Annotated in this window: 26 protein-coding genes; 10 read left to right on the top strand and 16 right to left on the bottom strand. The window is 62.9% G+C overall.

Features of this window, described 5'->3' with window-relative positions; all coding sequences use genetic code 11:
* Positions 1-14: 14 nt before the first annotated feature.
* Positions 15-1,361: an efflux RND transporter periplasmic adaptor subunit gene (locus VNN55_03725; GenBank protein ID HWO56657.1), complete on the bottom strand. Its 1,347-nt coding sequence runs from the start codon at positions 1,359-1,361 to the stop codon at positions 15-17.
* 162 nt (positions 1,362-1,523) lie between these two features.
* On the bottom strand, positions 1,524-2,285 hold the full coding sequence (gene bshB1, locus VNN55_03720) for a bacillithiol biosynthesis deacetylase BshB1 (GenBank protein HWO56656.1): 762 nt from the start codon (positions 2,283-2,285) through the stop codon (positions 1,524-1,526).
* A gap of 406 nt (positions 2,286-2,691) precedes the next feature.
* On the opposite strand from bshB1, the gene VNN55_03715 reads away from it, so the two are divergent.
* On the top strand, positions 2,692-3,090 hold the full coding sequence (locus VNN55_03715) for a hypothetical protein (GenBank protein ID HWO56655.1): 399 nt from the start codon (positions 2,692-2,694) through the stop codon (positions 3,088-3,090).
* Positions 3,091-3,151: 61 nt separating this feature from the next.
* Here VNN55_03715 and VNN55_03710 read toward each other — a convergent pair whose 3' ends face one another.
* Both VNN55_03710 and VNN55_03705 read right to left on the bottom strand, forming a co-directional pair.
* Positions 3,152-3,643, bottom strand: coding sequence for a tetratricopeptide repeat protein (locus VNN55_03710; protein ID HWO56654.1), 492 nt, complete (start codon positions 3,641-3,643; stop codon positions 3,152-3,154).
* A gap of 87 nt (positions 3,644-3,730) precedes the next feature.
* A complete protein-coding gene (locus VNN55_03705) occupies positions 3,731-4,090 on the bottom strand; it encodes a hypothetical protein (protein ID HWO56653.1) in 360 nt (119 codons plus the stop codon).
* 674 nt (positions 4,091-4,764) lie between these two features.
* On the opposite strand from VNN55_03705, the gene VNN55_03700 reads away from it, so the two are divergent.
* Both VNN55_03700 and VNN55_03695 read left to right on the top strand, forming a co-directional pair.
* The gene (locus VNN55_03700) at positions 4,765-5,949 is read left to right on the top strand and encodes an acetyl-CoA C-acetyltransferase (GenBank protein HWO56652.1); all 1,185 of its coding nucleotides are present in this window, start codon (positions 4,765-4,767) and stop codon (positions 5,947-5,949) included.
* A gap of 125 nt (positions 5,950-6,074) precedes the next feature.
* Positions 6,075-8,180, top strand: coding sequence for an acetate--CoA ligase family protein (locus VNN55_03695; GenBank protein HWO56651.1), 2,106 nt, complete (start codon positions 6,075-6,077; stop codon positions 8,178-8,180).
* A gap of 251 nt (positions 8,181-8,431) precedes the next feature.
* On the opposite strand, the gene VNN55_03690 is transcribed toward VNN55_03695, so the two are convergent.
* Both VNN55_03690 and VNN55_03685 read right to left on the bottom strand, forming a co-directional pair.
* Complete coding sequence (locus tag VNN55_03690; GenBank protein HWO56650.1) at positions 8,432-9,382, bottom strand: hypothetical protein; 951 nt, start codon at positions 9,380-9,382, stop codon at positions 8,432-8,434.
* A gap of 441 nt (positions 9,383-9,823) precedes the next feature.
* A complete protein-coding gene (locus tag VNN55_03685) occupies positions 9,824-10,459 on the bottom strand; it encodes a hypothetical protein (protein HWO56649.1) in 636 nt (211 codons plus the stop codon).
* A 210-nt stretch (positions 10,460-10,669) separates the two neighbouring features.
* Here VNN55_03685 and pyrF point away from each other — a divergent pair, with 210 nt between their 5' ends.
* The 6 genes from pyrF (at position 10,670) to VNN55_03655 (ending at position 15,517) form a co-directional block, all read left to right on the top strand.
* Positions 10,670-11,479: an orotidine-5'-phosphate decarboxylase gene (gene pyrF, locus VNN55_03680; GenBank protein ID HWO56648.1), complete on the top strand. Its 810-nt coding sequence runs from the start codon at positions 10,670-10,672 to the stop codon at positions 11,477-11,479.
* Between the two features lie 6 nt (positions 11,480-11,485).
* Positions 11,486-13,054, top strand: a complete 1,569-nt coding sequence (locus VNN55_03675) for an NAD(P)H-hydrate dehydratase (GenBank protein HWO56647.1) — start codon at positions 11,486-11,488, stop codon at positions 13,052-13,054.
* Positions 13,051-13,515: a GNAT family N-acetyltransferase gene (locus VNN55_03670; GenBank protein ID HWO56646.1), complete on the top strand. Its 465-nt coding sequence runs from the start codon at positions 13,051-13,053 to the stop codon at positions 13,513-13,515. The genes VNN55_03675 and VNN55_03670 overlap by 4 nt, the downstream gene beginning before the upstream one ends.
* Before the next feature lie 66 nt (positions 13,516-13,581).
* Positions 13,582-14,739 (top strand): molybdopterin-synthase adenylyltransferase MoeB, encoded by a 1,158-nt coding sequence (gene moeB, locus VNN55_03665; GenBank protein ID HWO56645.1) that lies wholly within the window; start codon positions 13,582-13,584, stop codon positions 14,737-14,739.
* 37 nt (positions 14,740-14,776) lie between these two features.
* Positions 14,777-15,019: a MoaD/ThiS family protein gene (locus VNN55_03660; GenBank protein HWO56644.1), complete on the top strand. Its 243-nt coding sequence runs from the start codon at positions 14,777-14,779 to the stop codon at positions 15,017-15,019.
* A gap of 66 nt (positions 15,020-15,085) precedes the next feature.
* The gene (locus tag VNN55_03655; protein ID HWO56643.1) at positions 15,086-15,517 is read left to right on the top strand and encodes a molybdenum cofactor biosynthesis protein MoaE; all 432 of its coding nucleotides are present in this window, start codon (positions 15,086-15,088) and stop codon (positions 15,515-15,517) included.
* 154 nt (positions 15,518-15,671) lie between these two features.
* Here the strand turns inward: VNN55_03655 and VNN55_03650 are convergent, their stop codons facing one another.
* From VNN55_03650 to VNN55_03620, 7 genes are all read right to left on the bottom strand, one after another.
* The gene (locus tag VNN55_03650; GenBank protein HWO56642.1) at positions 15,672-16,454 is read right to left on the bottom strand and encodes a PhzF family phenazine biosynthesis protein; all 783 of its coding nucleotides are present in this window, start codon (positions 16,452-16,454) and stop codon (positions 15,672-15,674) included.
* A gap of 118 nt (positions 16,455-16,572) precedes the next feature.
* Complete coding sequence (locus VNN55_03645; GenBank protein ID HWO56641.1) at positions 16,573-17,127, bottom strand: DUF4252 domain-containing protein; 555 nt, start codon at positions 17,125-17,127, stop codon at positions 16,573-16,575.
* Between the two features lie 18 nt (positions 17,128-17,145).
* Positions 17,146-17,730, bottom strand: coding sequence for a DUF4252 domain-containing protein (locus VNN55_03640; GenBank protein ID HWO56640.1), 585 nt, complete (start codon positions 17,728-17,730; stop codon positions 17,146-17,148).
* Positions 17,720-18,274, bottom strand: coding sequence for a zf-HC2 domain-containing protein (locus tag VNN55_03635; GenBank protein HWO56639.1), 555 nt, complete (start codon positions 18,272-18,274; stop codon positions 17,720-17,722). The genes VNN55_03640 and VNN55_03635 overlap by 11 nt, the downstream gene beginning before the upstream one ends.
* Complete coding sequence (locus tag VNN55_03630; GenBank protein ID HWO56638.1) at positions 18,261-18,764, bottom strand: RNA polymerase sigma factor; 504 nt, start codon at positions 18,762-18,764, stop codon at positions 18,261-18,263. Before VNN55_03630 ends, VNN55_03635 begins: the two co-directional genes overlap by 14 nt.
* A 210-nt stretch (positions 18,765-18,974) precedes the next feature.
* Positions 18,975-19,466 carry a DinB family protein gene (locus VNN55_03625; GenBank protein ID HWO56637.1) on the bottom strand — a complete coding sequence of 164 codons (492 nt, stop codon included), beginning with the start codon at positions 19,464-19,466 and terminating at the stop codon, positions 18,975-18,977.
* 115 nt (positions 19,467-19,581) lie between these two features.
* Positions 19,582-20,073 carry a CvpA family protein gene (locus tag VNN55_03620; GenBank protein HWO56636.1) on the bottom strand — a complete coding sequence of 164 codons (492 nt, stop codon included), beginning with the start codon at positions 20,071-20,073 and terminating at the stop codon, positions 19,582-19,584.
* A gap of 237 nt (positions 20,074-20,310) precedes the next feature.
* Here VNN55_03620 and VNN55_03615 point away from each other — a divergent pair, with 237 nt between their 5' ends.
* The gene (locus VNN55_03615) at positions 20,311-20,742 is read left to right on the top strand and encodes a hypothetical protein (protein ID HWO56635.1); all 432 of its coding nucleotides are present in this window, start codon (positions 20,311-20,313) and stop codon (positions 20,740-20,742) included.
* Between the two features lie 156 nt (positions 20,743-20,898).
* Here the strand turns inward: VNN55_03615 and pruA are convergent, their stop codons facing one another.
* The 3 genes from pruA to VNN55_03600 form a co-directional block, all read right to left on the bottom strand.
* Complete coding sequence (gene pruA / locus VNN55_03610) at positions 20,899-22,527, bottom strand: L-glutamate gamma-semialdehyde dehydrogenase (protein ID HWO56634.1); 1,629 nt, start codon at positions 22,525-22,527, stop codon at positions 20,899-20,901.
* A gap of 196 nt (positions 22,528-22,723) precedes the next feature.
* Positions 22,724-23,221: a cytochrome P460 family protein gene (locus VNN55_03605; GenBank protein ID HWO56633.1), complete on the bottom strand. Its 498-nt coding sequence runs from the start codon at positions 23,219-23,221 to the stop codon at positions 22,724-22,726.
* Between the two features lie 23 nt (positions 23,222-23,244).
* Positions 23,245-23,841 (bottom strand): MarR family transcriptional regulator, encoded by a 597-nt coding sequence (locus VNN55_03600; GenBank protein ID HWO56632.1) that lies wholly within the window; start codon positions 23,839-23,841, stop codon positions 23,245-23,247.
* Positions 23,842-24,384 lie beyond the last annotated feature (543 nt).

The raw sequence follows: 24,384 nt of genomic DNA, 5'->3' as shown, positions 1-24,384 counted from the left end.
GTGGTTGGATGCCCTTAGTTCGTCCGCCGCATGCCGGGGATTGCGGTGTTGTTGCGCATGCGTTCCATCATCTCGGCTCGCTGTTGCATCGCTCCCGACGAAAGCGAATAGACCACCGTATCGCCTTCGGCGACCCCTTCCAGAATCTGAATGTCGTCGACGTTCGACAGTCCGGTCTTGACCGGCACCCATTGATCAACGCCGTGGCGACGCACCTGCACCATCGGGATGCCGGTGGCGCGGCCGCTCTGTGTCCGGGTCATCGTGGTGCCGCCCGGCCCGCCCTGCATCATGACCATCTGTGTGCCGCCGCCTCCGGTCGACGGCCCACCCGCGCCGCGTTCGAATCGCCGATGCCCGCCCGCGGTGTCGCCGGGACCACGCGTGCCTTCGGCGCGCAACCCTGTGCGCGCTGTGTCTCCCGACGTCGGGGCCGGCGGCGTGCGGTATTCCACCGCGCGGACCGGAAGAAGAATCGCATCCTCGGCCTGATTGGTCACCACTTCCACGGTGGAGTTCATGCCCGATTTGAGCAATCCCTCGGCGTTGTCCACCAGCGAGGTGACTTCGAAGACCGTGACGTTCTGCTCAACCTTCGACTTCGGAGCGATGCGTTCCACGGTGCCGCGCAGCCGCTTGTCAGGGTAGGCGTCCGGAGTGATGAACGCCGGCATGCCGACGCTCACCTTGCCGATGTCGGTCTCATCGACCGACGCCACCACATACACCTGCTGCATGTTCGCCACCGTGCACAAGAGCGTCCCGCCGGTCACGGTCGTGGTGCCCGACGAGATGATCTGGCCGATTTCCACCGGACGCTCGATGATGATCCCGTCGATCGGTGAACGGATCTCGGTGTCGCGCAAGCGTTCTTCGGCGGTGGACAGCGCCGCCTTGGTACGCACCAGCGAGGAGTTGGCCTGCTCGTAGGCGAGCTTGGCGTTGTCCAATTCGCTTTCCGAGGCGAGCTTGTTTTCAAACAGTGTCTGCAGGCGCTTGAGTTCACGTTCGCGCTGTCGAACTGTGACCTCGGCCACGCTGTAGTCGGCCTGCGCCTGGTCGTAATCATTCTGCGCGGTGCGTCGGTCCAGGCGGGCAATCAGGTCGCCGCGACGGACCACATCGCCTTCCTCGATCGGCAGTTCGATGATTTCGCCGGAGGCCTTCGATTTGACTTCGACTTTTTCGATCGGGTCGATGCGCCCGGTTGCGGAGATCGAGACCACCATGTCGCCGCGGCGCGCCACCGCCGTGCGCTTGAAGATCTCATCGCCCGGCGCCGATTGCGACCGGGTGCTGTGCCACCAATAGGCCCCGCCGCAGATGATCAGAACTCCCAACACCCACCACAGTTTCCTCACAATTCCTCCATCCACCCTCGTCCGGTCCCCAATGCCGCCGCCCCCGCGCGGTCCCCGGATTATACACTCCTGACAGCCCGGATTCGACGGGTGTTAGCGCCAATTGTGACGCCGATCCCGGGGCGGGGGTGGCAAAAGGCCAGGGGGGACGCGCCGGAATCGCTAAATCACCTGGTCGCCCTGCACCAGCGTCATCGGATCATCGATCCGTAGCGGCTCGGCCGAGAGGAATCCCTGGCCGTACTTGACGCCGATACGCGCGCCGTTGGCCCGCGCCATGGTCTCCAGCGACCAGAGGTAATCCCGCGATTTCTTCGGATTGAGGAATTGCGAGCGGTGCGCCGACAACGCCTGCATCCAGCGCACAAACTGCGGCGTGATGTCGACCACAAACGACGGATTGACGCCCGACGGCAGAAAGTAGTGGTAGATCGCCCCGGTACGGTGGGCGGTGCCTTCGCCGCCCAATTTGATCAGAGCGGCGAGATTGGCGGCGTTCATGACGATGCGCCCGGTGGCCAGGTGGTCCGGATGCGACTGACGCCGTCCGGTGAACCCATCCCAATGCGGCGCGAAGATGATGCGCGGCTTGCAGCGACGAATCAGTCTGGCGACCGCCACCCGCTTGTCGTACGAGTCGAACAACTTCGTATCACCCCAATTGAAGCGTTTGACGATCTCCACGCCCATGATGCGGGCCGCCGCCTCCGCTTCGCGCTTGCGGATGGCGCGGGTGCCGCCGGTGCCCATCTCCCCCTCGGTCAGATACACGATGCCCACCCGGTGGCCGCGCTCGCGCAGGCGGATCAGCACCCCGCCGGTGCCCACTTCAACGTCATCGGGATGTGCGCCGAACGACAGGACATCGAATGTCGGATCCGCGGCCGACTCCCGCTTCGATCTCAGGTTTCGTTTGGTTGCCATGACTTCAAAGAATGCGGAGAACCGGACGGGGACAACCTCTGTTTAGACAGTGGGGTTGCATGTGTGTGGATGACTCCCCGGCGCTTGCCAACCACCACGGGGTGAGTAACTTTCCTTTGGACGGTCCTTGGTCTTCGTGTCGTTCCTGCCGATCTAATCAACGAGACGGCCATGCGATGGCCGTCGGCATGCGAAATCAGACTGGTTGCCCATGCGCCACACTCCGCAGAGCGAAGTTGTCTGTCAACCCAGCCCGCATCAGGGGAAGCCCGTCGGGAGGCGGACCACAATCGGGAGCAGAGTTGGCCACCGTATCCCTCTGTTGCTGAATGACTTACGGAACATCGTTTCGGGCGTCGTGTTTTTGCTGCTGACGGCTGGCGCCTTTGTGTCTTTGGTGTATGCGGTGGAAGTGCCACGCGGCGCGGTCATCGGCGCCGGAGGCACAGTCGGGGCGCAATCGGCCAACCGACAGGTCTCCGGTGTTTTGGGCCAGACCGCCTCTTCGCGCGCCACTTCACCCACTCATCAGGCGGCGCAGGGGTTTTGGAATACGGTCGCGCTCTGCGACTGCCCGCACATCGGCGATCTGGACACCAACGGAGTGCTGAGCGTCTCCGACGTGGTGGCCTTGGTCAACGCCGCCTTCCGAGGCGGCGCCATACCGCCCGGCGATCCCCTTTGCCCGCTGTTTTCCCGCGGCGATCTGACCTGCGATGGCGTCCTCAGCGTGATGGATGTTGTCACCATTGTGAACGCCACCTTCCGCAACAACGACACCCGCTGCAACCCCTGCCTGCGGTAGTTGACTGCCAGGCAAAAAAAAGACGCCGGATTCGGCGTCCTGCTGTCGCTGTCACGGCTCTTTAGTTCTGCATGCGCACCAGGCGGTAGTAGGCGGTCTTGGCGGGTTCGTAGTCGGGGGCCATTTCCAGCGAGCGCTTGTATTCGGCCACGGCCTTGTCGTACTGGTGCTTCTTCTCCCAGGCCCGGCCGAGATTGAAGTGCGCGTAATGGTGCTGGTCATACCGGCGCGCCCGCGCGGCGCGCCGCAGATAGGGAATGGCCGAATCGACGTCCCCTTTCTCCATCAGGTAGGCGCCGATGTCGTTGTAGGGGTTGCCGTAGTCGGGGTCCAGTGAGATGGCGATCTTGCAGAACTCGATTGCCTGGTCATACTCGCCGAGAAACGAGTGCGCCCACGCCAGGTGCGTGTAGGCCTCCGGTGTCGGGTACATCTGGATCGACTTGGTGTAGTAGTGCGCCGCGTCGTTGTAATACCCCATGTTCTGGAAGTCCTGCGCCATCACGAAAAACTTCTCGGCGTACTGCAGGCGTTTGCGGCGGGTCATCGACATGGCTTAAGCCCCCATGCAAGGGAGTCGCTCCAAGGATACGCAATCCTCATCGAATCTTCAACCGTCTCTCCAGGTTCATACTTCCGCTCAGGTCAAGCGAAAGGCCGAGTTCAGATACTCTTGCACGTCGGGCTGTGCGTCCGGATCGTACGTATCAGACATCACCCAAGGGCAGAAACTCCCGATCCAGTCGAACCCAATCTCGCTGACCACCGCACAGCGGTCCGGTGCGTCGGGGCTGCGATAGTCCAGTCGTGACACCACATAGGTCGGACCCGTGTGCAGAACGTGCATGTCCAGCTTGAAGTTCTGCACGCCTTGCGCATAGCCAGCATTGAAAAATTCCAGAGTCAGAATCTTCTGCTTGCTCTTCCAGGACGTCACTTTGTGAACGAGGATGGGGGAGAAATACGGCACTCCCTGCCGGTCCCCGTAACCGGGGATCATCTGCCAGGCGTACCAGCGTCGCGGGCAAATACTGAATTCGATGAGCCACCTCCTTGCGCACGAGGTTGTTGGTCGAATATTACAAGCTCAGGGCGTGACCTGAACCTCCATGAGATGGACGCAATCTTTGACCCGCGCCAAGCACGGCGAGTTAACCGTGCCACCCCTGATCAGGGCCCCAACTTTCCGGAAGTCGCGAAAACGGAGATTGACGAGTGGACTCCGCCGGGTAGTCCGGGCGCTGATGCCGAAAATACAGAAGGAGTTCCGCCCTCACCTCGGAACTCCTTCCACCCCACTTCGTCAGCGCCCCTTCACCGCTTATGAGCTGACTGGCCCCTCTCGGAGCCAAATGAACCCTAATCAAACCGTATGCCAAGTCTGACGTCGTGACACAACAATAATAATGTTCTGTGGTACAACGAGTTACAATACCGCGGCTGGTGACGACTGTTGTGCGGCACGGATCAATTCGTCGCAGCGTCTGCGCGGCAATGTGGATAAATTCGCTTTCTGTTCTGTAACACTTTGAATACCTGAGTGTTGTACCAAGCGCAGAGCCTGCGCCGCCGTGGCGCAGAACCGCGTTGTCAAAGCGCTTGTTTGCAAAGGGAGCGAGCGGTTATAAAGCACCGCGAGTTGCAAGACCGAATTTCTCTCGATCTGGAGGATGGATGTCAAAGCCGGTTTTTGTTTGTGAGGGAGCGCGAACGCCGTTCGGCGAGTTCGGTCAGTCGTTGAAGGATATCACCGCCATCGATCTCGGCGTGATCGCCGCCAAAGCGGCGATGCGCCGTGCCGGGATCACGCCGGAACAGGTCGACCATGTGGTCATGGGCAACGCCACCCAGACCTCAGCGGATGCGATCTATGGCGCACGGCATGTCGGTCTCAAGGCCGGCACCCCGGTCACCACGCCGGCGCTGACGGTCAATCGGATCTGCGGTTCCGGTCTGCAGGCCATTGTCACCGGCGCGCAGTTCATTCAACTTGACGAGGCCCAGGTGGTGCTGGCCGGCGGCATGGAGAACATGTCGCAGACGCCGCATGTCATCCGCGGCGCCCGCTGGGGATTGCCGCTTGGTCAGGCGCCGATGGAGGATGCGCTCTGGGTGGCGCTGACCGATCCGTTCTGCGGTCTCAATATGGCGCTGACCGCCGAGAAACTGGCCGAGCAGTACAACATCTCACGTCAGGAAGTCGATGCCTTCGCGTTGCGCTCGTTTGAAGCGGCGCAACACGCCAAGCAACAATGCTGGCTCTCCGCCGAGATCGAGCCGATCGAACTGCCCGCCAAAAAAGGGGAGACCCGTGTGCTCGATTACGATGAGCACATCCGCGAAACATCGCTGGAGAAACTGGCGAAACTGCGTCCGGTGTTCAAGAAGGACGGTGTGGTGACGGCCGGCAATGCCTCGGGCATCAACGACGGCGCCGCCGCGGTGGTGCTGGCCTCTGAAGAAGCGGTCAAACGGCATGACCTCAGGGTGATCGGGCGTCTTGTCGCCTATGCCATCGCCGGTGTGCCGCCGGAGATCATGGGGATCGGCCCGGTCGACGCGATCAAGCAGGCGCTGGCCAAAGCCAAACTCACGCTCGACGACATGGACCTGATTGAGATCAACGAGGCCTTCTCGCCACAGTATCTGGCGTGCGAGAAGGCGCTGGGGTTCCCGCGCGAGAAGGGCAACGTCAACGGCGGCGCCATTGCCATCGGCCACCCGCTGGGAGCCTCCGGCGCGCGGCTGGCATTGACATTGCTTTACGAACTGTGTCGACGCCAGGCGCGCTACGGTGTGGCGTCACTTTGTATCGGCGGCGGGCAGGGGATTGCCGCCGTTTTCGAGCGCGTGTCTTAGGATCGCGTGGCGCCGGTGTTGCGCCGGCAGGACATAGCCGATTTTGTCACGCCATGGGCGGGTCTGTCACCCGCCCTTTGTCGTTCGTTGCGTATATATCCTCCCGACCGGAGAGGATGACCGTCATGAACAGCGCTGTCGGACTGGACAAGATCTTCCGCCCCAAATCGATCGCCGTCATCGGCGCCACCAGCCGTCCCGGCACGATCGGCCGCGAGCTGGTACGCAATCTCATTTCCTATGACTTCAAAGGCCAGGTCTTTCCGGTCAATCCGAACGCCGATTACATCCACTCGGTCAAGTGTTTCCCGACCGTGCTCGATATTCCCGATCCGGTCGACATGGCGGTGATCGTGGTGCGCAAGGATCTGGTCATGCCCGCCATCGAGCAGTGCGGGCAGAAGGGCGTGGGCGGAGTGGTCGTCATCACCGCCGGTTTCAAGGAGCTGGGCGAAGCCGGCGCCGACGAGGAAAAGCAACTTCTGGAGCGCGTGTTCCACTACAACATGCGCATGATCGGCCCGAACTGCTTCGGCGTGATCAATACCGATCCGACGGTGGCGATGAACGCGACCTTTTCGCGCACCCAACCCATCCCGGGCCGCATCGGCTTCATGTCGCAGTCCGGCGCGCTCGGCGAGGCGATTCTCAACCACGCCCGCAAGCTCGGGCTGGGTTTCTCGATGTTCGCCTCCGTCGGCAACAAGGCCGACATCGCCGGCAACGCCCTGCTTAATTACTGGAAAGATGATCCGCGGACGCAGATCATCCTCCTGTACCTCGAAAGTTTCGGCGACGCGGAAACCTTCACCAAGATTGCCCGCGAAATCACCAAGACCAAGCCGATCATCGCGGTCAAATCCGGCAGGACCACCGCCGGCGCCCGGGCCACCATCTCGCACACCGGCGCCTTGGCCGGGCATGACATCGGCGTCGATGCCCTCTTTGAGCAGTGCGGTATCATCCGCGTGCACTCGATGGAGGAACTTTTCGATGTGGCCGAGGCCTTCGACCGTCAGCCGGTTCCGCATGGCAAACGCGTGGCCATCATCACCAACGCCGGCGGGCCGGGCATTCTGGCCACCGATGCGGCGGCGGGCCTCGGTCTGGATGTGGTGCCGCTGGCGCCCGAGACCGTGGCGCGATTGAAGTCGTTCCTGCCGGCGGCCGCCGCCACCAGCAATCCCGTCGATATGATCGCCTCCGCCACCGGCGATGACTACCGGCGCACGCTCGAGGCGGTCTTCGACGATCCCAATGTCGACGCGGTGATGTGCCTGTTCGTCCCGCCGATCATGATCGATGACATGTCCGTCGCGCGCGGCATCCTCGAGGCCAAACAGAAGTCGGCCAAGCCGCTGCTGTCCTGCTTTGTCGGCGCCCGCGATGGGACCGCCGCGGCCCTGCTTAAGGACTCCGGCATTCCGGTCTACACGTTCCCGGAAGAAATGGCCGCGGTCTACGATCGCATGTGTCGCTACGGGATCTACCGGGACCGACCGGTCCGCATCCCCGAGCCGGTCACCCAGCATGTGCTGGCGGCGCGACGGGAGTTGGAGGCCGCGGCGCGCAACGGCCGTACACAGATCCTCGGCCGTGACGCGCTGGAGTGCCTCGCCGGGTGCGGGATACCTGTCGCCGACTTGCACCCAATTGCCGATAAAGCCGCCCTGATGGCGACTGCGGCCAAAGTCGGTTACCCGATCGTGTTGAAGATTGACGCGTCCGATCTGGCCCACAAGACCGAGGTCGGCGGCGTCGTGGTGGACATCCGCAATGACGACGAAGCCGTGCGGCAGTTCGAGGCCCTGCAGGCCAGGGCGCGCCAGCATGGCCTGAAGGATGCCCGCATCGTGCTGCAGCCGATGGTCAAGGGCGGTGTCGAGATGGCATTAGGCATGGTGCGCGACCCAAAGTTCGGCCCGATGGTTATGTGTGGGCTGGGGGGTGTCTTTGTCGAGGTGGTAAAGGATATCGCTTTCCGACTGCCGCCGTTGTCACGTGAGGACGCCCGCGAGATGATCGCGCAACTGAAGGGGCAGAAACTCCTGACGGGATTCCGCGGAGCGCCGCCGGTCGATGTTGAACCCTTGGTCGATGCCATTGTGCGAGTGTCACAGCTGGTGAGCGAGGCGCCGCACATCCGCGAATTGGATATCAATCCGTTTGTCCTCTGTCCCGACCCCTCTCAGTCGCGGGCGATCGACGCCCGCATCGTCATCGGGCTGTAGTCTTCGCGCCGGAGACACGAAGGCCCCCCGGGATCCGGGGGGCCTTCGGGCATTTTAGGGGAGAACAACCATCCGTACTGCAATGTAGAGTTAGTGTGAAGACACTACCTGGGCCATAGAGGGCTGTTCTCCCGAGGGCTTTTTGCACGCGGGCCATACGGTCGATCCGTCGCCCGCGACTTTACTTCATCTCCATCCGTATCCCAATCAAGGCCGTCGTCCGGCCCGCCGTCAAGGGCGAATTCCAGAGCCTAGCAGAATGGCTGCGGGCCGCCGCGGAACACGTGATTGACCAGCAGGACCACGTCCACGATGCTGACCACGCCGTCGCAGTTCAGATCGGCAATCCCCGGCGGGCAGGGCTCTTGCGCCCCGCGAAACGCCACGTTGACCAGTCCCACCACATCCTGAACGTTATAAACCCCGTCTTTGTTCAAATCGCCCTTGAGGGTAAAGGGCACCGTGATCGAACCGTTCTGATACTTCAGCGCCGTCCGGTACAGCCACAGGTGGACCGTGGTGTCCGGGCCGGAGATCGTGGTGTCGGCATCGAGGATCGTGTAACTGGGAATGGTTCGCCCCTTGGGATTGGTCAGGAAGGTCTGGGGCGGATTGATATCCAGCAGAACCACCCGGTCGGACAGGGTGTCGGGAATGTTGCAGTTGACCTGGGCGATCACCTTGATCAGCACGCCGTTGGTAAACGGCAGAATCGGCAGCGGCGACTGGTCGAAGTCCACATCCGCGATGCCGGAGACCAGGATGTTGGTGCCGCCGAAGGTCCGCGCCTGAGCGTGGTCCCAGTTCTGGATCAGCGTGTTCTGGGTGGTCGACGGCACCACTTCGATGGTGCACTGCACCGTGTCCAGTTGTGTGCACGCCGAATCCAGGCACGGGTAGCAGGTGTCGATCACCGTCTGCGAGACAAACGCCATCAGATCGGGGTTGGAAAGCGTGATCGAGACCGTGAAGCCCTGGATCGAGTCGGAGAGATTTTGCAGGTAGAGCGAGACGGGCACGCTGGTGCCCGGAGTCCCGAGCGTATCGCCCACGTCAATCAGCGCCAGGGTGTCATAGGTGACTGATACGGTGTCGTAGTCGACAAAGCCCATCGCCGAATCGGTCGAGGAAAGCCAAGCCAACCCGACCACGAACACGAGCATCAATGCCGAGAGCGTCCGGAGAACGCGACCACGGATCATGGACCACTCCTTAACGTTGCGGGACACCCTTACGTGGACTCGGTCTAATGGCGACGCACCCAACCATCCGGGGCCATCAGGCTGACGTCCTCAAACGCCATGCCCAAAGGCCCCTGCAAAGCGGTCCCACGCCTTGCAGACCAGCGCCTATATACGTTTATCGAACTTTTTCGAACCGGCTCCAGCGCCGTAACATGGCGATTGGAAACCATTTAGTCCGACAAACCGCGCGCCGTGTTTCTTGGGTCGTCTCCTCTTAGAACGTTCGTCCAGCGGCCTTGCGCCGCCGAGTCAATCTGCGCAATCCCAACCGCGATGTTGTGTCTCGTGCAGACCGTTGCAGGTAAAGAAACCGTGTTACTAATGCGGGCGCGGCAGCGCCCACTCACTTGGCAATACTAACGCCTGAGCCCCCGATTGTCAAGGGGGCAATCCCGCCGCCTAATGACATGCGGCCGGATGCACCGTGGTCCCCTTGAGCCCCACCGTGCCGAAGAGCACCCCGCGGTGCGTCGACAGACGGGTCCCGGCGGCGTCAAATGCGAGATTCACCCCGCCGGAATCGGCGGGCGCATTCGCCGCCGGAGCGAGGATCTTGATCGGCATCCGCAGGAGCGCGCCGGAGGCTCCGGGCAAAAGCGGCGCCGGGTCCTCCTGGCTGAATAATTTGGCCACACCCATGATCTTGGCGCCATTCCCGCTGGTCGCCCGCGCTTCGACAAACTCCCACTTCGACAAGAGTCCCTTTGCCCGTTCCAGGGGAATCTGCGTGCTCGGGTCGGCGGGTTTCAGCAGGGCCGCCAGCGAATCGGTCGGCGCCGCCTTCGACGCGGGGACACCATGTTGAAATTCGACGAGGCCGGGGCGGTCCCATTGCAGGACCACTTCCAGCCCTTGGACTGTGTCCGTGGTCGAAGACAGCCAGAGTTCGATTGCCGACGGACAGCCGGTCGAATCCTTGATGACCCGCGCCTCCAGATTGGCGGCGCGTGTCGCGCCCTGCGGCGTCTGGGCCGGCACCGGCGCCGTCGTTCCCAACGCCAGAGCCGCCGCCACGATCCAAGTCGCCATTTTCATCGATTCTCTCCCCGTGTATGGTCCATTATACTCATTCTTCCGGACTCTGTCGCGGTGAATGTTGGCCTGGGAGCCGGAGCTTTGGACCTGGCACAGACCGGATTGCTCGCGGGAGGCGCGCACGACGTTGTCACACCCTCGGTGGCGGCTGATGATTTGATGGTCTTCCCCGATCCGGCCCGCTAACTTCCCCTGACCAAGGAGACCACTGTGGGATTCCTCGAAAAACTGGCAGCGCGGCGGCAGGCAACCGGAGCGCTTTTGTGTGTTGGCCTCGATCCCGATACCGCCAAACTGCCGGCGTCTTGCGCATCTTCGACGCAGCCGCTCTATGAGTTTTGCCGGCGGATTGTGCAGGCAACCGCGCCCTACGCCTGTGCCTTTAAGCCCAATCTCGCCTTCTTCGAGGCCTTCGGGTCCGCCGGGATTGCGCAACTGGAGCGGCTCCTGGCCGAGATTCCCGCCGAGATCCCGACGGTGCTCGATGGCAAGCGCGGCGACATCGGCAACACCTCGCGTCTGTATGCCCGATTTCTTTTCGAGCATCTGCGCGGCGACGCCGCCACGGTCAACCCATATCTGGGCCGCGACGCCCTCGAGCCGTTCTTCGAGTTTCCCGGATGTGTCCCGATTGTGCTGTGCCTGACCTCCAACCCCGGATCGGTCGATATACAGACAGTGACCTCAACCGAGACCAACGAGCGCATCTACCACCGTGTCATCCACCTCCTGGACCGGATGCCGGGCCCCTATGGCTTGGTGGTGGGAGCGCGTCACGCTTCGCTGATCGCCGATGTGCGCGCGCAGGCGCCCCATGCGCCGCTTCTGATTCCCGGCATCGGCGCTCAGGGCGGCGATCTGGCCGCCACGCTCTCCGCCGCCGCCGCCGATGGCGCGCCGGCATTGGTCAATGTGTCGCGGGACATTCTCTACGCCTCCGCCGGCGATGACTTCGCCGAAGCCGCCGCCGCCAAGAGCGCCTGGTACGCCGCGGAAATGAAACGTCTGATCGCGCCTTGAGCCGCCATGCGTCCCCACGACCTGCCGCCCATCGTGACACCCGCGCAGATGCGCGCCATCGATGAACGCGCCATCCACGGTGTGGGGATTCCCGGATTGACCTTGATGGAGAATGCCGGCAGCGGAATCGCCGCGCGCATCATTGCGGACTGCTTTGAAGGCGAAGCCGCCGAGCGGCGGGTGGCGATTCTCTGCGGGCCGGGCAACAACGGCGGCGACGGGATGGTCGTCGCGCGGCATCTGCATGAGGCGGGCGCGCAGGTCGCTGTCTTTCTCCTCGGGCATGTCGATGCGCTGCGCGGCGATGCGCGCGTCAACGCCGACCGTCTCCGTGCGCTCGGCCTTGAGATCGTGTCCATCGATTCGGCCCGCGCCATTCCCGATCTTGACGCCTATGACCTGATCGTCGATGCCATCTTCGGCACCGGATTCCGCGGCGAGATCACCGGGTTGACCGCGCAGTTGATCGAGGCCGCCAACGCGGCCGGCGCCATCATCATCGCGGTCGACACGCCCTCCGGGCTGAACGGTGAAACCGGCGCGCTGTGTGTGCCGGCCATTCGCGCCGATCGCACCTACACGCTGGCGGCGCTCAAGCGCGGCCAGTGGCTTTGGCCCGGACGCGGCCATGTCGGAGAGCTGTCCACCATCGACATCGGCATCCCGCCCGAGGTCATCGACGCCGAAGGGATACAACTTCGGCTGATCACCAACGATTTTGTGCGCACAGCGCTCCCGGCACGTCCCCCCGACGGCCACAAGGGGCTCTTCGGCAAACTCCTGCTCGTTGGCGGTTCGGCCGGGATGACCGGCGCGGTTGTGTTGGCCGCATCGGCGGCGCTCCGCACCGGGTTGGGATTGGCGTATGCGGCGGTGCCGGAATCTCTCGTGGACACCGTCGATGCCGGCTCGCTGGAAACCGTGGCGCGTCCGCTTCCCGAAGTGCGTGCGAAACGGGTGATCGCCCGTCGCGCGTTGGGCGCGATCATGGAGATGGCCGAGTCGGCCGACGCGCTTGCCATCGGGCCCGGCCTGTCGACCCACCATGAAACCCAGGAATTGGTGCGCCGGCTGGTCGAACGCCGTTCCCGGCCCATGGTGCTCGATGCCGATGGCCTCAACGCCTGCGCCCGCGACGCCCGCTGCCTCGAAGCCGACAGCGAAGCGCCGCTGATCATCACGCCGCATGTCGGCGAAATGGCGCGACTGCTCAATCAGGACAATGCCGCGATCGCCGCCGACCGCGAGGGCGCCGCCGTTGCCGCCGCGCGGCGATTCGGCTGTGTGGTGGTGATGAAGGGCGCGCCGACATTTGTGGCTGATCCCGACGGCCGGATTTATCTCAATCCCACCGGCAATGCCGGGATGGCCACCGGCGGTGTCGGCGATGTGCTGACCGGGATCATCGGATCGCTGCTGGCGCAAGGGGTCGAGCCGCTGAGCGCCGCGTTGGCCGGCGTTTACATCCATGGCCTGGCCGGTGATGTCGGCGCATACGAATTCGGCCAGCGCGCGCTTCTGGCTTCCGATCTTGTCAACGCCATCCCCGATGCGCTCCTGGCGCTCGAGCTATGACTGATCCGATTCGTCTTGCCGCGCCTGCCGATGTCCGCGACATCATCGCACTGGTCGAGGAATACTATCGCCAGGAAGGGTACCCCTTCGACGCGGCCGAACTGACCGGCGTGGTGGCGCGGCTGATTGACGATCCCTCCCGCGGTCTGCTTTGGGTGATCGAACCGGAAGACCGGATCGTCGGTTACTGCTTGCTTACCTGGGGATACAGTCTGGAACACCGCGGCCAGGATGCATTCATCGATGAACTCTATGTCGCTCCGGCCCATCGCAACCATGGCCTCGGCGCCGCGGCGCTGCGGGCAGCCGAACGCGCCTGCCGGGCGGCCGGGGTACGGTCGTTGCATCTGGAAGTCGAACGGATCAATGTCCGCGCGCAGGAACTGTACCGCCGTCTCGGCTTCGTCGATCACGACCGTTATCTGATGACCAAGCCGATCCCTCCGGCCACGACCATCTGAAGCGAACTTCCACGTTTTGCGTCCGCCGTAGTTTACTTTTCGCCGAATCCTGATGTATATACTCCCGTGAGCTTGACGCCCGAACAATTGCGCCGTTGGTCGCGGCAGATCCGTTTGCCGCAACTGGGCGCCGAGGGGCAGGAGAAACTGCGGGGCGCAAAGGTCGCCATCGTGGGCGTCGGCGGGTTGGGATGCCCGGCCGCGCTCTATCTGGCGGCGGCGGGGGTCGGCACGCTCGGACTGATCGACGACGATGTTGTCGATCTCTCCAATCTCCAGCGGCAGATCCTTTATGGCGAGCCCGACCGGGGGCGGGGCAAGGTGGAAGTGGCCGCCGAACGGCTCACGCCGTTGCGCAGCGACTTGACGATCAATCTGCATCCGCAGCGTCTTGATGCCGGCAACGCGATGGACATTCTGCGCGGCTATGACATCGTCATCGACGGCAACGACAACTTCCCGACTCGCTATGCCGTCAACGACGCCTGCGTTCTCCTGGGTCTGCCCAATGTCTATGGCAGCGTGCTGCAGTTCGAGGGCCGTCTGTCGCTGTTTGTCCCCGGGCAGGGGCCCTGCTATCGCTGTCTGCACGCCGAGCCGCCGCCGCCCGGCACGGTGCAAAACTGCGCCGAGGCGGGTGTGCTGGGCGTGTTGCCCGGAGTCGTGGGATCGCTGCAGGCGGCGGAGGCGATTAAGTGGATCTGCGGCATCGGCGAGACCATGGTCGGTCGCCTCTTGGTGATCGACATGCTGGCGATGCGTTTCGATGAGTTCACCATCACCCGCGACCGCGACTGCGCGCTCTGCGGCGACCATCCCACCATCACCGTGCCGGTCGCCTATGCCGAGACCTGCGTCTATCACGGGGAGGAAGATCTGGGCGAAGCCGAAATCGACGATGAGACCCGTATCACCCCGCGCGCGGCCAAGCGCCGTCTGGATCGCGGTGAAAACCTGTTCATCCTCGATGTGCGCGAGCCCATCGAGTACCAGATGTCGCATCTGCCCGGCGCCACGCTGATCCCGATGGGGACGCTGCCGTCGCGGGTCGGCGAGATCGCCGCGCGCCGCGACGAGGAAGTCATCGTGCTCTGCCACCATGGCATCCGCTCGCAGATGGTCTCCGGCTGGCTGCGCAAGCACGGGTTCAAAAAGGTGAAGAACCTCGAAGGCGGGATCGACCGCTGGGCGGCCGAAGCCGATCCGTCGATCCCACGGTATTAGCGCGCGGCCAGAGTCGCCGCGCGTTCGATCGGACGTCATGTCGATCATCGTCAAACTGTTCGCCCACTATCGCGACCTGTTGGGGCAGCGGGAGGTCACCGTCGCGGCGCGTCCCGGCCTGACAGTCTCCGATGTGTTCGTGCAACTTGTGGGCGGGAAGGCCGGCGACGAACTGCGGCGCGCGACGCTGTTTGCCGTCAACGAGCAGTATGTGCCCGCCGACACCGCGCTCAAAGACGGCGACCGTGTGGCCTTCATCCCACCGGTCTCCGGTGGGTGATCCGGGCCGCGAGGCGGCCCAGCAAGGGGCGTTCAGCCCGTTGCTACGCCCGAAACGAACAACGCAATGCCGACCGCCCCCCACATCGCGATCCGTGACGACCCTTTCACCGTGGCCGAGATTGAGGCGCTGGTGACCGCGCCTGGCAACGGCGCGATTTGCTCCTTCTCCGGACTGGTGCGCGACAACTCCCACGGACAGGCGGTGACCGCGCTCGAGTATGATTGCTATCAGCCGATGGCCGAAGCGCTGATGCGCGAGATCGCCGAGGAGATCATGCGCGAGTTTCCCATCAACCGACTGGCGATGGTGCACCGGATTGGCCGTATGCAGGTCGGCGAGTTGGTGGTGGTGGTCTCCGCCGGCGCCGCGCACCGCGACGCCGCCTTTCGCGCCGCCCGAGCCGGCATCGACCGTCTGAAGAAGACAGTGCCGATCTGGAAGAAGGAGCATTTCACCGACGGGAGTCAGTGGGTCGGGGAAACGCCGGAGGGCTAGCGTCTCCATCGGAATGTCGTGCTTCGTCTCGTTGCTTGCCGAGACTTTATTGGACATTCCTGCGACAACGGGAATCCAACCGTGGTTCCCATTGTCTGGACCCCCGCTTACGCGGGGTGACAAGAGGTAAATCGCTCACAACCGCGTCGATGGCCTAAGTGAGTTGCCCAATCAACACCGTCACCGCCTGCCCGCCGAGCAGCACCCGGTTGGTCTCGCGACGTACTCGCACCACTCCGCCCCGTTTTGAGGCCTGGTAGCCGATCATTGTTGTCTTGCCGAGTTTCGCCTCCCAATATGGGCAGAGGGTGCAATGGGCAGAGCCGGTCACCGGGTCTTCGTCGATGCCGGCGCAGGGGGCAAAGAAGCGTGAGACAAAATCGTAACCTGGCGTGACGGCACGGGCGGTCACAATAACGCCGCGTCCCCCCAGCGACTTCAACGCGCGGCAATCCGGGTCCAGCCCGTGCAGCCCGGCCTCGGATTCCACCTCGACCAGGATGTCGAACTGATTCTGCCCCACCCAGAGCGCCCGTAGGCCCAGTGCGTTTTCCAGTCCGGGCGGCGTGTCGATCGGCCGGGCCGGAGTGGCCGGGAAATCCAGCTCGATCCACTCGCCGGACTTGCGCGCCGTCAGAAGCCCGCTCTTCGAATGAAAACGCGCCGTCGCCTCGGGCTTCACCAGGCCGAGTTCATACAAGACATGGGCGGCGGCCAGTGTCGCATGGCCGCAGAGATCGATTTCCACCTTCGGGGTAAACCAGCGCAGGTGAAACCCATCGTTACCGGGGTGCAGGAAGGCGGTCTCCGCCAGGTTCATCTCCATCGCGACATTCTGCATCCATGACGGATCGGCGGGCTTGTCCAACAAACAGACACCGGCGGGATTACCGGCAAACGGCTTATCGGTAAAGGCATCGACCTGATAGATCTTCATGGCGGCGCTCCTCGTCAGCTCACGATAGCAAAGCGCGGCGGCGAGAACCAGCCCGGTCCCGGCAAAAAAGAGAAGCGGCCCATACGGACCGCCCCCAAGGTCATCGCGGCTCTTTTTCTCAATTACGTGCGCTCCCCACAATCTTGTCGGTGAATCCGCCGTGGTCGGCGACGGCCTTCTCCATTATGTCATCCAGAGATCCGGAGAACCGCACAATCACAAACTCTTCGCCGTCGTAGGAGGCAATCTGCATTTCGCGGATGTGGTCCCCATCTTCACGGGCATGGATCCAGACCAACTCGTCATCTTCCAGCGCCTCGACCATCAGCGACCAATCCTCATCCAGGCGGCTCCGTATAATCTCGCCGATGGCGCGCGCGTCCGACTTATGGATCCCCCTCACCTCGTAGACCACCAGCTCGATTCTGCTCAGTTTTCCGACATAGTTCTGCACATCGGGATCATCCTTCTCGGCGGCCAACGCGATGCTTTTCAGGATGCCCCAACTCATCCCGCCCAGCGAGAGCGAGAAATCCCGCTCAAACCGGGCATCGGGGCAGGCATCGAGGATTTCCCCGCACAGCTGTTCCAGACGCACCGCCCGGTAGCAGCCCGTGCTGGCGAGCGCGAAGACGATGACCGCCGCGGCGATTGCGAATCGTGAATTGCGCATCGTTCACCTCCCGCCGGGCTAACGCCCCCGGGTCGAGTCCCGCTTGGTCGCTTCGCGTTCGAGGCTGTCGAGGGCATCGACATCGAGGTCGAAGCTGCGCCCCAGACGCCCGATGCGGGCCAGATCGATGGCGCCCACGATGTTGATGAAGACCACCTCGTTGTCGCCATCGTTCTCATCCATCGCCAACACCGTCATGCCGACAATGCTGTCGCCCTGCATCTTGACGGCGATGTGCGCGCGCTCGTCGCGTTCGCGCACCTTGACGATCGTCTCCCAGCCGCTCTGTTGCAGATGCCCGCTGATCGTGGCGATCGCCTTTTCGAATCCCGCCGCGGAGTGGTCCTGCAGTTCGTAGGCGCGCACAAAGATGCCCTCCAGGCCGGAGATCATCGCGCTGACATCGGGGTCGTCCTCTTCCGAAGCCGCCGCCGCCAGTTTCAGCATCGGCCCGCGCAAGTTGACCTCGACCGTCGCCTCCTCGCCGGTGCCCAGCCCGAACCTGGCAACGTCGACATACCCCGGATGCTGCTCGATCCCGGCATGGGCAAGCGTCGAGACGATCATCCAGAGCGCCGCCGTCAACAGCCATTTAACTCGCATGTTCATTCTCCTTCGTGGTCGTACCCGGTTTCCGGTCGATCGCGCGCCGCAGGTTGCGCGTCACATGAAAGTCGAGCACTTCGCTGCGGACACCGTCGGTGGTCTTGCGCGACAGTTGACTGATGAACACCAACGCCCACTTCGCCTCGGCATGCGCCTGCTCGAGTTCAGCGCGCGTGTATGGCGGCAAAACGGGTTGGCTGCGTTGTCCCACATATCCGGTGATGGCGACAAGGACCATCGCCAGCGCGCCGGCCAGCGCCAACTTCCAGTTCTCCCGCCACGAGGGCCGTCGTGACGGCCGTGGATGCGCCGACGCGTACGCCAACGCGGCCGCGGCGACCGAAGGCGGCGACGCCAACACCCGCAGCGAATCCAGCCCCGCGCGCACCCGACGTCCCAGAGCCAGTTGCTCGGCGCAGGCGGCGCAGACGATCATGTGCGCCTCCAGCGCCGCGCGCTCCACCGCGGCCAATTCGCCGTCGAGGTAGGCCTCGATTATGTCCTGGCATTGTTCACAGCTGTTCACTTCAAGCCGATTCATAGATCCCCTTCAATCGCTCCCGCAGCATTCTCCGCGCCCGATGCAGATAGACCTTCACCGTGTTCAGTGGCATCGTCAACGCCGAGGCAATCGCCTCATACGAATGCTCGTCGATTTCGCGCAGGATGACGATGCTCCGGTAGGGCTCGTCCAATTCACGGATTGCCGCCTCGATCTGCCGCCGAAGCGCCGCATGGTTCCCGCCGGCCTCCGGCTCCGGCTCGGTGCAGGGTTCACGGTCGCCCAAGTGTTCGTGCAGCAGCGCGGCGCGGGTCTGACGCTGGCGGAGCCGGTCGAGGCAGGCATTACGCGCCACCCGGATGATCCAGCCAGTGACATTCTCCTGGTCCAGCTCGGCCCAGTGGTCCCACAACCGGATGAAGACATCCTGGGCGACATCCTCCGCCTCTTCGCGCGAGCCCAGCGCGTAGCAGGCGTAACTGAACACCCGGTCCTGATGTTGCCTGACGACTTGTTCGTAACGTCGCACACATCTAAGAACGGGCGGCCGGGGGGAAGGTTACACGACGGACGGGAGTCGTTCAGGCCGGTTTGGCAGAGCGAATGACGCGGGATTTGATCCGTCCGAGGGGCGCACCCACATCACAGACAGAGACGGGCAGAGGCCGGCGCACCGATTGCGGCTCCTGCCCGCCTCGCGCTGCGAGCAAGAAAGATGGATATGGTTCCGGTCGCGACTCTACCAGGTGTATCCACCCGAAGGCGGCGGCCACTTGCCGATCATCCGACGCACGGTCACAATCTGACCGAGATGGTAGCCATTATGCGTGGACAGTGACAGCAACTGATTTGCGAACGTCCGTTTGGTCTGACGCGACATCCGGTTTCCCAGCTTGGCGCGTCGGGCGATCTTTTCGGCTTCCTGAAGACCGGAGGCAAAGTGGGCCAGCAGGTCGGCCCAGGCCTCATCCTGCCCGGCCACCGGCGGCATCTTCGGCCAGCCGTCCTGATCATGCGGCACATCGGGAGGGGTCTGCCCCTTCAGACGGGTAAGCATGATGTCCTGCCAGAAGACCATGTGCAGCAACTGCTCCCAGATTGTGGCGATGCCGCGTTTGGGGCGTTTGCGCGCTTCGGCCGCCGAGAGACCTTCCAGAGCACGCATCGGCTCCACGTAGGAGCCCAGGCCCTGGATCGATTCCACAATGGCGGCGCGTACCTGATCAGCCATGTCCGACTCCTTTCCTTTCACCCTCCCAGCGGGTGTACCTCCTCATACGGAGCGGGAATCAAGATTCCTCGCATCCGGTATGGTCCGGATATCATTTTCTGCGAGCGGCGTCCGTTCAGATTTCCGGCAGGACCGAATCGACTTTCTTCTCCCACTCCTCCGGCAGCAGGGTGGTCACCCAGGCAAACAGCTTGAGGTTGCTCCGCGCCACCAGCGAATCGGAGACGATTTTCTTGCCGTCGTCGCCGGCGCGCAACAGGACCGCGCTTAAAACCGCAAAGATCAGCCCCGCCTTGAACGCTCCGAAAAGCAGCCCGAGCGTCTTTTCGACCGGACCCAGCGAGGCCTTCTCCAGCAGTTTGCGCAGTCCCTTGCCCAGAAGAGTGAGGATGATCATGATCGCTACAAAGATGACGGCGGCGATGACAATCCAGCTCCAGGGCGAAGTCAGCCCCAGCGCATCTTCCAGCTTCGGATACAGACGAGCCGTCACCAGGATGGCAACCACCACACCGACCGTTTCCACCACTTCGCCGATCAGCCCCTTTCGCCAGCCGCGCCAGGCGAAAAAGACGATCACGATTCCGAGGATGATGTCCAGTGTCATGCGGAAAGGCTACCTCGCCGCCCGGAGGCGGACAAGGAGATTTCCGGGACAGGTCACAGGCGAAAGTCGACAAAAATGCTCGCCGCAATGGTCATTGACTGCGACACAACGTGCGCCCATTATGCGCTCAATTCAGGAGACAACATGCGTCCTGTGCGCTGGGTGTTGGTGATGTGTGTTGGCACCGCAATCGCCTGCGGCATTGCTCCCGTCTCAGTTCATGCTCAAGCGTCGTCTGTGCGAGGCCCGTGGATCATCTTTGGGTTGGGCGGAATCGACGAGATCAAGGGCCCGGCCATCGAGCTGGCCGGCGGGAAAGAATGGAGCATCTGGCATGTCGGCGGACGCATGATCGCCGGGGAAGAACTCGAATTTGATCTCTGGGGGACCGACACCGGACCCAACCGATCCATCTTCGAAATCGGCCCGGTGGTCGGCGCTCATTACACCCGTCGTCCCCTCAAGATCTATGCCGATGTCGGCCTCTGCTACCTCTCAGCACGATTTCGCGAAAGCAGGCCGAAGCAATCCGGACTTGGCATTCCCTGTGAAGTCGGAATTCTTCTGGCCCCGTGGCACACCTGGGGCTTCGGTCTCTCCGGCTATGCGACCCTGAACGCGATCACAAACTACGCCGGCGCGCAGTTTGTGATCCGCTATGGACGGTGATTCGGAATGATTGCCTGTTAGCGCGCCGCCTGGCGGCGCGTCCAGGTCGTGTGCGCCCGCGAAACAGCCGCCCAATCCCTGTGGTCCTGCCAGCGTCCATCGGGGTGGCCCCGCGATATTCGGGACCACCCATTTATTAGATTGTCATTGCCAGCGCTAACCCAGGAACGGATACCGCCAGTCCTTCGGCGGGACGAAGGTCTCCTTGATCGAGCGAGGCGAGACCCAGCGGATCAGGTTTAACAGACTGCCCGCCTTGTCGTTGGTGCCCGAGGCCCGCGCGCCGCCAAACGGCTGCTGGCCGACCACCGCGCCGGTGGGCTTGTCGTTGATGTAGAAGTTGCCGGCGGTGTTGACCAGCGCGCGCATCATGTGAGCGATCGCGAACCGGTCCTGCGCGAAGATGGCGCCGGTCAGCGCATACGGCGAGGCGATGTCGCACTGCGCCAGCGTCTCCTCGAGCTTGCGGTCGGGATAGACAAAGATGGTCAGCACCGGCCCGAAGATCTCCTCGCAGATCAGGCGATATTTTGGGTCGTCGGTCGTCAAGACGGTCGGCTCGATGAAGTAGCCGACGGAGTCATCACACTTGCCGCCGAAGAGAATCTTGGCGTTGCCCGCGCCGCTTTTGGCGTAATCGAGATACTCCTTGATTGACTTGAAGGCGCCCTTGTCGATCACCGCGTTGATGAAATTGCTGAAGTCGGCGGGGTCGCCCATCTTCATCTGCGCCAGTTCATCGCCCAGCCGCTCTTTCACCTTTGGCCAGAGCGACTCGGGGATGTAGGCGCGCGAAGCCGCTGAACACTTCTGCCCCTGGTACTCAAATGCCCCGCGCAGCAACGCCACCACCAGCGCGTCGACATCGGCCGACGGATGCGCGAACACAAAATCCTTGCCGCCGGTCTCGCCGACCAGGCGCGGATAGGAACGGTACCGGGCGATGTTACCGCCGACCCGCTGCCACATCGCGTGGAACACCGAGGTTGAGCCGGTGAAGTGGATGCCGGCGAAGTGTTCGGAATCGACCGCCGGATCGCCGACCTCTCCGCCCGAACCGGGCACGAAGTTGATCACACCCGGCGGCACTCCCGCCTCCATCAGCATCTTCATGAGGAAGTAGGCCGAATACACCGCGCTGGAAGCCGGTTTCCACAACGACACATTGCCCATGATCGCCGGAGCGGTGGGCAGGTTGCCGGCAATCGACGTGAAGTTGAACGGTGTCACCGCAAGGATGAACCCTTCCAGCGGCCGGTGCTCCATGTAGTTCCACATCCCGGCCGACGATTCGGGCTGCTGGGCATAGATCTGCCGGGCATAGTGGACGTTGAAACGGTAGAAATCGATCAACTCGCAGGCCGAGTCGATCTCCGCCTGGAAGGGATTCTTGCTCTGGCCGTTCATCGTCGCGGCGTTGACGATCATCCGGTAGGGACCGGCCAAGAGGTCGGCCGCCTTCAGGAAAATGGCGGCGCGCTGCTCCCAATCCATCGCCGCCCAGGCCGGTTGGGCCTTCACCGCCGCGTCAATCGCCCGCGCCACATGCTCCTTCCTGGCCTTGTGGTAACGCGCCAGGACATGCCCGTGCTGATGCGGCATACGGCAATCGGCCAGATCACCGCTGCGGACTTCCTCGCCGCCGATGATCAGAGGAATCTCAATGGTTGTGGCGCGTTGCGCGGCAATGGCCTTCTGCAGTTCGGCGCGCTCGGGTGTGCCGGGGGCATACGACTTGATCGGTTCATTCTTCGGAGCCGGGACATTGATGATGGCATTGAGCATATCGAAAACCTCGCCGGTGGCGGTTTGGGTGGACCGGGAAGATACAAAACCCGATGCCGGTGGCGCAAAAAGCCGGTCGGAGGATAATGACATTGGTATTTCGATTGCCGCCAATCGGTTGCGGGAGCAAGTGTTCTGCCAAATGATAACGGGCGGGAAGTCCCGCCCGTCAGCATGGCCAAGCCGCCACGGCGCGCTACTCCCGCCACTGCGAGAAGACCAGCCCGGTGGCCTTCGCCTGAGTATCGTGACAGAGGAAGCAGGACTCGCCGTCATCGGTGACCACCCGGTTACGGGTGTTGCCGGCAAACCCTTCGAATCCCCAGCCGCCGGTCTTGGCGTATTTGGCCGCATCCCTGTGCATCACTCCGAGCACCTTGCGCTCGCCTTCGGTCAACGCGGTCGAATCACCCGACTGCGCCAGCAGGTCAAAGACAAACACCGAACCATCGGGATACTCGTTCTTTTTCCCCTTCAGTCCGGCCAGCGCTTTGTCGTTGGCGTAGACATGGTGGATGCCGCCGAAGACATTGTAGAGGTCATGCCCCGGCCTCAGCACCATCGACTTGACATGGGTCCAGTCGCGGTAACCGTCGGGGTAGGGGACCTGATGGGATGTCTGTTCCTGACTGCCGGCGGCCACCGCGAGCGCCGCAATCATCATGAACGCCGGAATGGTGAAACGTCGGATCATGCCTCTGACCTCCTTGGAGTGGGTTATGTCTGCGGTTCGAAATCGGGGCAGTCGACACGCAGATCGAGTGCGCGCAAGGGCGCGTTGATGAATCGACAGAAATAGGGGGCCGAGCCCCCGTCGGTGTCGCAATTGATGGCAAAGTAGCGGCAGGCAACACACATTCGGTCGACCGGGATCGCCCCTTCGCGCTGCAGGCCGTCGATGAGGTCGATCAGGGCAGGGAGGATCACGGCGCGACGTCCCTCGTCCCAGCCGGCGACCAGTCGCTTGAGCTTTTCCGCGCTGGCCGCGGCGATGGCCACCGCCTCGCGCCCTTCCGGGGTGATGGCGATGTGCACCACCCGCGCATCGGCGTGGTCGCGTCTCTTGCTGACCAGCCCCCGCGATTCCAACACCCGCAACGAGTCGGAGACTGTGGAGGCCTTGATCAAGAACCGTCGCGCAAAAAAGCCGACCGTCTCGCTCCCACCCCGCTGCGCCAGCAACTGCAGCATCTGCAGTTGCAACGCCGAAAGCCCCCGCGCAACGGCGGTTGCGGTGTTGAGACTTCCGATCACCTGAGCCAGACGCATCAGGCCATCGGCGATCCGCTCGACATTGTCGGGTTGATTCGACATGCGAATAATATAGGAGTCCTAAATATAATGTCAAGCCAATAAATCACAACAAATTATGATTGAAATCGCCGCCTGGAGACACTCGGCCAGTTAACTCGCACCAAGTCCGTGACTTGCGAATTCTGTAATCCGATAAAATTTATCCACACTCGCCGTGCCGTGGCACGTAAAGATGTCAGACGATTGAGCCAACGATGAGCACATCGGCGAAACCAGCCATCATCATCTCGCGCCACGCGCAATTTGGCCCTGCGCTCCGCTGTATCTGTACCCGGCGAGTCGGGTGACCAGAGCCCTCTGACGCTCGGCCTCGAACTCGCACCCCTCCGACCAATTCCCGGAATCACTCGTCCATGGCGATTAACATGCCATGGTCCGAACTGCGTCTGCCCGTCTGCCGGCAGTGAAGAAAGGAGGCACACGTCTCAATCGAATCGTCCTGTACGCGCCTTTTGTCGCCTGAGCCCTGCCAATTCAGAGACGCCTCCCGTCCGGTCCTCCAATCGGCGGCGGGAGGCGGCGCGTCAGGCGGATCCAAATCGA

The sequence above is a fragment of the bacterium genome, assembly GCA_035559435.1.
Lineage (GTDB): Bacteria > Zixibacteria > MSB-5A5 > WJJR01 > WJJR01 > JACQFV01.
Note: the sequence above shows the minus strand (reverse complement) of the source record. Positions and strands in the feature narration are given on the sequence as shown.